Annotated in this window: 5 protein-coding genes; 4 read left to right on the plus strand and 1 reads right to left on the minus strand. The window is 41.0% G+C overall.

The window, feature by feature from the left end:
- The 4 genes from ABFC98_03820 to ABFC98_03835 all read left to right on the plus strand — a co-directional run.
- Positions 1 to 908, plus strand: a 908-nt coding sequence (locus ABFC98_03820; protein MEN6445156.1) for a choice-of-anchor J domain-containing protein, incomplete at its 5' end; no start/stop codon positions are given.
- Positions 909 to 1,325: 417 nt separating this feature from the next.
- A complete protein-coding gene (locus tag ABFC98_03825; protein ID MEN6445157.1) occupies positions 1,326 to 2,693 on the plus strand; it encodes a helix-turn-helix domain-containing protein in 1,368 nt (455 codons plus the stop codon).
- 15 nt (positions 2,694 to 2,708) lie between these two features.
- The gene (locus ABFC98_03830) at positions 2,709 to 5,969 is read left to right on the plus strand and encodes a choice-of-anchor J domain-containing protein (GenBank protein MEN6445158.1); all 3,261 of its coding nucleotides are present in this window, start codon (positions 2,709 to 2,711) and stop codon (positions 5,967 to 5,969) included.
- A 10-nt stretch (positions 5,970 to 5,979) separates the two neighbouring features.
- The gene (locus tag ABFC98_03835) at positions 5,980 to 7,662 is read left to right on the plus strand and encodes a hypothetical protein (protein ID MEN6445159.1); all 1,683 of its coding nucleotides are present in this window, start codon (positions 5,980 to 5,982) and stop codon (positions 7,660 to 7,662) included.
- Positions 7,663 to 7,822: 160 nt separating this feature from the next.
- On the opposite strand, the gene ABFC98_03840 is transcribed toward ABFC98_03835, so the two are convergent.
- The coding region (locus tag ABFC98_03840) for a FlgD immunoglobulin-like domain containing protein (protein ID MEN6445160.1) at positions 7,823 to 9,539 on the minus strand (1,717 nt) is incomplete at its 5' end.

Raw genomic sequence — 9,539 nt, forward strand, 5'->3', positions numbered from 1 at the left:
ATTGGATTACAGCCGTAAGTAATTCGGGCACGGAAAGTTATCCCTCCAATTTGATAACCGTCACAATACCTTCGCAGTCAGCAGAGCAAATATTGTTTCAGGGCTTTGAAAATGTCCCTGCTTTTACGGAGGATATTTTTTCTTGGCAGAATCTGGATTTGGATGATAGCGCCACTTCCGAATGGGAAGGCATTTCTTTTCCCGCTGAAACCGAACCTTTTGGCTGGCTTTGTTTTGAACCACTTGCCACCATTCCACCCTTAATGGAGCAGCCAACTTTTGCCGGAACTAAAATGCTTGCTTCACTTTGTGCCATTCCTCCGCCCAATAATGATTGGTTCATTTCACCGCCAATTCATCTGGGAGCCAATTCCCGCCTAAATTTTGCGGCAAAATCCGCTTTTGCCAATTTTGGTTTGGAACGGATGTGTGTGTTAATTTCCAATACCACCAGCGAGATTGCCTCTTTTACACCTTTAAATTCCGGACCCTATATCGCCGTTCCTGTGCAGTGGACAAATTATGCTTACGATTTATCCGCCTGGGATGGACAACGCATTTTTCTTGCCTGGCGATGTGTTTCCGTGGATGCAATGGCTCTTTTTTTGGATAATATAGAGGTCTATAGTCATTCTGGCTGGGTTAGAGCTGAGGATTTAATTTCTCCTGTTTCCGAATTTAGCTTATTTCCCAATCCGTGCAAGGGCTCTTTTACCCTGCAAAATAAAAGAGGGGAAAACTTCCATCTGGAAATTTATAACCTTAAAGGACAATGCCTGTTCCAGCAGAATGCCAGCAAAAATTTTGACAGCCAAACGGAATTAGCCCCTTTGGCTTGCGGAATTTATTTTTTGCGACTTGACCAAAACGGTAAAAAAGAAACCCTAAAACTGGCCGTAATCAAATAAATCTTTTCCCCCAGCCCTCTCGACTCCAGACCCCTCGACCCCAAAACCTCTCGACCCCCAGACCCCTCGACTCCAGACCCCTCGACTCCAGACCCCTCGACCCCTCGACCCCTCGACTCCAGACCTCTCGACCCCCAGACCCCTCGACCCCAGACCTCTCGACTCCAGCCCTCTCGTCATCCTCTCCTCATCCTCTCCTCCTTTGCTCCTCGTTTAGGAGGAGAGGATGACAGGTGGAAGTCGGGTGGCTGTAAAGAGACAAAGAAGGAAACGGTATGCTTAGCGGAAATGAGGTCAATGAACATTATCAGCTGGGTTCATTATTTTTCAGAAAAAGTAAAAAAATACTTGACTAAACTTCAGGTGCATAATCTCGTGTAATTATTAAAACTATGATACCTTAAAGAGGAGGTTTGGATGATCCAAAACCTACAATTGATCAAAGATCACGCTCAACTGAAAGAGATGGGAAGTCCGCTGAAATACAATATGCTGAAGGAATTAATCAAGGCGCCGGCAACTTGTCAACAACTTGCCACTCTGTTTGGATGCAGTAAACAAAAGATGCACTATAATTTAACTCAAATGCTCTCGGAAGGTCTGTTGAAAATTGAAGACGAGGTAAACGGTAACAATAAAGAGGTCTATTACAGAGCCACGGCGCGTAGTTACATTCTTGATTTTGCCATCGGACTGGAGTCACATAACCAAATTTTGGATAATCGCAATATCATCAACAGCATTTTGGAGCAGGAATATCACATAAATTTGAACAACATAGCCGCCAAGCTGATTGAACAATCGCTAAAATTGACCAAAGGAATGCACTTACTTATTTCTACGGGTAAATTCAATCTGCCTTTGGTGGAAAAATTATTGCTGGAAGCGGGACGCCGGGGAATTCATACTTCCTTGTTATATCAGGATTTGGATCAGCTGAAAGAGCGTGCTGAGCAATATTCACTGACGGCGTTTCAAGCCGATTATGAAAATTTTAACCAAAAACTGAAATGGGCGGATGTTTATTTGAACTTGAACGGAGAATCCCGCACCGTGGAAGTTACGGATCCCGATAAAATAAAAATCCGCAACCGAATGCTGGAAAAAGGGCGGAAAATTATTCAGGAAAAGCAAATTCGCTTGGCAATGATGCCCGCTCTTTTACAGGGAACACTTTCCGATCAGGCAATTGAAAGTGAAGTTCAGTTTTGGCGTGCTTTGGATATAGATTATCCGACGCTTAGCGAAAAAACGATAACGATGTGTAACCGCTTTTTCCATAAAGATGTTATGAATATAGAGGCAAATTCCGCCGCTTTGCTTTTTGGCATAGAAAATATCTGGGCGGAATGCGGTTCTTTTGGAGATAGTCAATTCCAGGCACCGATCATAAACCTTCCCGGAGGTGAAATTTTGATCATTCCCAAGCCGGGAACGATGCAGGGGAAAATAAACGGCGATCGGGCTTTTGCCTTGGGAGAAGAAATTCTTTCTCCTACGGTGGAAATAGTCAATAACGAAATAACCGGTTTTTCAGCCGCCACGAATCAGCGTCAATTAGCCAAAGCCATTGATTTGGGTGGAAAAGACGGTAGGAAAGTGGCGCTTATTTGTCTGGGAACAAATGACAATATCCGCGCCGGCAATATTGATAATGCTTTGAAGCATAAAAGTAACGGATTTATGAGTGTTTACTGGGGTAGCAACAGAGATGTGGGTGGTTCTATCGCAGGCGACATTGAATGGTTTATCCAGATTGAAAACCCGCATCTTAATTTTATTTAACCAAAGAGGTCTATTATGAAAAAATTATTTTTACTATTCTCCCTCATTCTGTGTTCAACTGTTGCCTTTGCCCAGTGGCATATAGATGAGGATTTTGAAGGTATCACTACTCTTCCAACGGGCTGGATAACTTATGATGATGGGGATGGAATGACCTGGCGGAATTTGGAAAATGCCAGTCACGCTCATTCGGGAACCCGTTTTGCTTTTGCCGATAACTATTTTCCCAATCAGAATTGTGATTGGCTGATCACTCCTCAAATTAACATAGTCAGTGGTGATTCGCTGAAATTCTACACGCGCGCTTGGATTGATACGGAAAATTTGCAGGTATATGTTTCCACAACTGGCAATGCCATCAGCAATTTCAGCACGCAGATATTGAATTTGCAGAATATAGGAACTACTTTTCAATATGCAAGTTATAACCTTTCTGCTTATGCGGGACAAAATATTTACATCGGGTTTAAATGGCAATGCGTAAACTATGGCATTATTGTAGATGATGTAAAAATAGGGCAGCCCGTAATCGTTACGCCGGAATTAAACCTGCCCGATAGTTATACTTTCTGGCAAGGTGAATCGCAAACGGTTGATTTTACCCCCTATATTACGGCTACGGACATTAACAATGTTCAGCTCAGTTGGCAAACTCCAGAACATATAACTATTTCTGCCACGGGGTTAGCGGTAACTTTTAGCAGCGATGATTGGAATGGAACGGAAAATATCACTTTTACTCTTACGGATAATATCACTGGTTTAACGGCGACGGATACCGTGCAAATAATCGTGCATCCAATTCCAACAGTGGATATGGCTTTGCAAACAATTAATTCTCCTGGCAGTGTAGAATATGTGAATTCTTGGTTTACGCCTGCCGTGCTGGTAAAAAATAATGGGCAGGTCTTATGGGAAGATCAGCTGGAACTATGCTTCAAGGTCTATAACAGCCAGAATGTTCTTGTAGATAGCATTTGTGCTTATTTTAATCCTGTTTTGGAGCCAGAAGCAACTTTTGAAGCAATTTTTCCTGCTCTGACCATTAATGCGGAAGGTGACTATACGGGCACTTTTCAGCTAAACCTAAGTGATAATAATCCTACTAATGATACTCTCAGCCGTGCATTCAATGTTATCTTAAGAATAAATGTGGGCGGACCGGATGCTTTTGGTTTTCGCTACATTGATAACACCGCGGAAAACGGACCAACATATAATTGGCTGGACATCAGCTCTACTGGCACTTCCACTATTATGTATGGAGTGAATCAATTTAATGGAGACGACAATTTTTCCGAACCCATTCCTTTGAGCTTTAGTTTTCCCTTCTATGGAGTAAATTATTCTACCGCTTATGTGGATATCAATGGAGAAATTCTGTTGGCGGAAAATAATTGGTACACAGAATATCCCGACAGCGGATGGGGAGAGGATGGAAATATGTTTAATTATATGTATCCTATCCCCGGCTATACACAAATGCCAGGTTTGATAGCGGTTTATTGGGATGACCTTCATTGTGACCAAGGAACGGGAGATATATATTTTCAAAGCTTTGGAGAAGAGCCCAATCGTTATTGTGTAATTCAATGGCATAATGTCCGATTTCATGCGGGAACCGGAATTTCCTCTTATTTGGATTTTGAAGTTATCCTGCACGAAAACGGGGAAATCGTTATGCAATATAATTCTACAGCCACAGGACAAACCGGAGCCAATGTTCCTCATGATAATGGAAAAAGCGCTACCGTCGCTCTACAAAGTGCAGATGCCACAATGGGAATTTGCTATTTAAGAGAAATTGTGCAAAATAATGCCTATCAGGGAGTGGAGCCAGCGGGAAATTTACTGTTTGATGGTTTGGCGATTCGTTTTTACAGTGGTGAGGATACTCAAGCGCCTTTCATTACACATACGGCTCCCGGTAACACTTTTAATCAATCACCTGTCTTGGAGGCAAGGGTTTTAGACCTTTCCGAATTGGCTAATGTAACTCTGCATTATAACACTGGAGAGGGTTGGAATACTCTGGAAGGTATTCCTGCGGGAGATGGCAATTATGAATTTATCCTGCCCCAAATCCCCACAGGCCATAATTTTAGCTATTACTTCGCTGCCGCTGACATTATTGGTAACGCTTCAACCCTGCCGGCAAATGCTCCCAACGATGTCTATATGTTCAAAATCCTGCCTTCGGAAAATACTTCTGTTTTGCTTGCCTATAGTGGAAAACAGGATTATCAACACACCGAACTGCCGGTTTATGTTGAGCGTCTTGAGAATTTAAATATTTCCTACGACCTCTATAATTGGGAAGAATATGATACTTACTCCATTCCTACTTCCTATTCTACTATCATAGCTTATGCTTCCACTGGCACCGGTGGTCCCGCTACGCTATATTTATCCCAAAAATTGATTGAGTTCTTGAATTCAGGAACCATAGACAATGCCAAAAACCTGTTTTTTGCCTCAGATGGATATGCTTTCAGTCAAGCTGGAACCCCTAATTTCCATCCTATGAATTTGTTTTTGAATGGCTATTTAAGAACATTTTCCGTTGCCACAGGTTCCGGAGGCGGAACTAACGGTTTGGCAGGACCCGATGTTTTCAGCTATCAAACCGGCACAATCATTAGTACAAATTCTTCTCCGATTGGTAATGTAGGAACCGAATACAGTGTTTATGCCAATAGTCCCGATTGCATTTTTGCTTATGACAGTGTTCCCGATTGGTATGCAGACGCAGTTCCCTATCCGGAAATTGGAGCGGTGAATGCTTTTGCCTTTGAAGACGGTCCTGTAGATGGACACGCTTATTTATATCATGGTGTTTGTGCCACTGCCGTGGATACACCGGTTTTTAAGACATTCTACTTTTCTTTTGACTATTCTCAACTGAATAACCCTGCTCAAAGTGAAGAACTATTCAGTGATTTAATGGAATGGTTCGGAATTGGACCTGATGCTGTAGAAGAAGAGGAAACTCCTGTGGTTCAAAGTGAATTGAAAGGGAATTATCCTAATCCGTTTAATCCTACTACTACCATTGTTTTTACCCTGGCAAAAGCAGATAAAGTGGATATTAACATCTACAATCTAAAAGGACAAAAGGTGAAAAATCTCGTTTCTGATAATATGACTTCCGGAAAACACAGTATTGTCTGGGACGGCAAAGATGAAAAAGGTAATTCTTTAGGCAGCGGCATTTATCTGTTAAAAATGCAAACAGGGAAAACTACCGCTACACGGAAATTAACTCTGCTAAAATAAGGAGTAATTTATGCGTAAGTATTTGCTTATCATAATAATGCTATTTTCGCTGGCAGCTCTGGCAGCGGAAGATTATATTATTGGAACGGGAACAAATAATCAAAATTATGTTCCTCTTAATGGTGGTTATAACTACAGTTGGAGCAGGTTCTTTTTTACTGCCGACGAATTACTGGCGGCAGGAATGACAGGATCGGTGGTAATATCCAAAATCGGTTTTCAGCTGGCAGTAAACACTTTTGAAAATTATGTCACAAATGACCAAAGGATTTATATTCGTGAGTTTTATGACGAAACTTATCCTTCCAGTCCACAATATATGAATCCTTCCAGTTATCCGATTGCCTATCAGGGAACTATTTCTTGGACAAGCCCCGGCTGGATTTTCATTCAACTGACGAATCCATATACATATACCTATAATGGTGGTAGTCCTGTTCCCAATGGAATTGAAATTCTTTGGGAAAATAGAGATGGCTCAGCGCAAAGTCCCTATCCAAGATTTGCTTATACCCAAGCAAGTAACTATAGGGCTGCCTATAAATATAACAATAGTTCGTTTCCTACATCTTCCGGAAGCAGAACTTATAACAGACCTAATGTCTGGTTTATTTCTCCTGCCACTACAGTTCCCAATCCGGCTGTAAATCCTCTTCCAGCCAATGAGGCAACCGGAGTGGCGATAACTACAAACTTGAAATGGACCAGCGGGGGAGGTGATCCGGTTGATTACCTGGTCTCTTTATATAAAACTAATCCCTTAACATTTATTGTAAATAATCAGGTAACTACTTCCACCACTTATGCGTTGCCGACTCTTTTGGATTATAGCACCACTTATTATTGGAGAGTAATTCCCCGTAATGGTTTTGGCAATGCAATTGCCTGTCCCGCTTGGAGTTTTACCACTATGGCAGATCCTTCTATTATGAATTACCCGTGGACGGAAAGTTTTGATGGAAGTTCTTTTCCTCCAAATTCAGATTGGTTGCGAAAAGGGGGTGATTTGGTTGACCCAATTCAATTGGGAGGTAACTCATTGTGGGAACAGGACGATTGGCTAAATATTGCCGGAACGGATAAAGCAGCCAGAATCAATATCTGGGGCAATTTAAACGGCTGGCTCATCACGCCTCAATTTTTGTTTACGGAAGACAGTGATTATCTCTATTTTGATTTGGCATTTCTTAAAAACAATCAGCCCCCGACGGGAACTCCTCCTGCTTTAACTGGACTTGATGATCGCTTTGCCGTTTTAATTTCCGATGGTTATACTTGGAGCACTTCCAATATTGTGCGAGAATGGAATAATACGGGTTCACCTTATGTTCTGAATGATATTAGCCCTTGGGGAGAAAGGATTTGCATTCCTTTGAATGGTTTAACCGGACATAAGAGAATTGCCTTCTTTGCTGGCTCTACAACTTCTAATGCCGATAATGACTTTATGATTAATAACCTATATGTGGGACATCTAATTCTTAGTAAACCGGAAGTGCAACTAACTCAAACAGCTGATAATAACTGTGTTCTAAGCTGGAATAATGTTAACGGGGCAAGTGGCTATGATGTTTACTCTTCCGATTCGCCTACGGGACCTTGGAATTTTGTTATTTCCACAACGGAAAACCAATATAGTTTTATGGCTGATACAGCCCACCAATTTTTCCAAGTGAAAGCAGTAAACAGATGACAATTTATAAACCTTATCTCCTTCTCAAAAAAACCGGCTGAAGTTTTTTTCAGCCGGTTTTTTTTAGCCACCGAGGTCACCGAAAAAAGAACTTTGAACTAAGAACTTTGAACTCCCGCACTTTGAACTCCCGCACTCCGGCACTTTGAACTCTGTTACTTCATTTACTAAGCACCATTTTCTTGGTCAGCTGTTCTTTTCCACAATTTAAGCGGTAGAAATAAATGCCGCTGCTTACGCTATTTCCTTTATCATCTTTTCCGTTCCAGACCACGGAATTTGCTCCTGCAGAACATTGGTTATCTTGGTAAAGGGTCTTAACCAGTTGTCCTTTTAAGTTATAGATATTCAGGTTTACTTTTTCCGCTTTAGGCAGAGAGAAAGAAATCGTGGTTTCCGGATTAAAGGGATTAGGATAATTTTGCTGTAAAGAAATAACGGCAGGATTTGTGATAACTTCATCTTCATTTGCCACATAAGAACTATTCACCCAAGTAGCGTAAATGGAGGTTACAATTGTATCGCAATTAAACGAAGCAATTCTTTCATCACCCCAAGCCAGAAAAGCATTATTTCCAATAACGACACTTCTAACTGCGTCTTGACTATTGCGAGCATCACAAACGGTTGCAAATTGATGGTTGAGAGGATTGCCTTGCGGATCAAGCTCAAGCATTTTTATATCATAGGAATCACTTTCATAAGTATAATAAGTGCAAGAAAAAAGGTAAGCGCCATTAGCAAATTTTGCCAGTGAGGAGTCGTAATTGAATATTATATTGTTAGCGATGGTTTTGCCTTCAATACCATACAAAAGCTCACCTGAACTACCCAAAATATTAAAAAATAGATAGTTATTGGAAGGAACGCCAGAATAGCCAACGAAGATTATCTTATCATTATCCCAAACAGAATCAAGTAAATGGGCATCTACGCAAATTTGAACACCGTTTTCCGTCCAAAGTAGCTCTCCTGCATTAGTAATTTTTTGAGCCAGATAGAATTGGGTATCATTGCCATAATAAGAATAGATAAGCACCAGATTATCCACTTCTAAATATGCTTTTTGGAGATAGACATAATCTAAATTGGGAGTTTGGGATATCATTAATCCTTCCGGATTCCAACCTTCAGCCGGATTACCATCTGTATCTACTTTTAAAGCCGATATGGAAGCAGGAGCGGTAAAATTATTCCAAATGAAATAGGTAGATTTAACCAGGATGTCATTGGCATTGGGATCTGTTTGAGCTATTATTTTTCCTTCTTCACCCCACAATTTTTGTCCTCCGGCTATTCTTTGTCCCATAATATAATCATAATCAGTATGATCACTTATCCAGCCAATATAAATAGCTTCATTTTGTGTGCTGATGGACACATTAGACCCCATATAGTATCTCAGAAAAATGCCATTATCGGGATAAATTTTTGTGCCACTTTCATTAATACATTGCAGATAGCAAGCATTATTGCCATCATCGTTATAAACATAATAGACCACGGCATATTCAGTTGCCGAGATTTTTTCCTGAGCCAGGATTTCTTCTCGTCCTATAAAAGTATCGTTTAGCGGTGTTCCATTTTCGGGTAAAAGCATCTCCTGATTGCCGTTATATAATTGATAATATATTTTTCCGGTCTGGCGTTCGTCAATCCAAACGACCAGATAATTGTTACCCAAAGCTACACAGTCAGTTAGATAAGCATTTCCTGCCGGGTATTCAGCTATGGCCATTTCTTCGGAAGGCAATAAATCAATTCCAGCATTGTTTATTACTCTGTGTTTTACCCCCATTAGAGTGTAATCGTTTTCATACCAGACAAATATGTTGTGATCGGCATTTACTGAAGAAGCATAGGACATAAAATAGGCA

Source organism: Candidatus Cloacimonas sp. (genome assembly GCA_039680785.1).
GTDB lineage: Bacteria > Cloacimonadota > Cloacimonadia > Cloacimonadales > Cloacimonadaceae > Cloacimonas.

Excerpts from the sequence above, each read along its gene's own strand:
- ABFC98_03825 (MEN6445157.1), top strand. The coding sequence starts at position 1,326 with ATGATCCAAAACCTACAATTGATCAAAGATCACGCTCAACTGAAAGAG.
- ABFC98_03830 (MEN6445158.1), top strand. The coding sequence starts at position 2,709 with ATGAAAAAATTATTTTTACTATTCTCCCTCATTCTGTGTTCAACTGTT.
- ABFC98_03835 (MEN6445159.1), top strand. The coding sequence starts at position 5,980 with ATGCGTAAGTATTTGCTTATCATAATAATGCTATTTTCGCTGGCAGCT.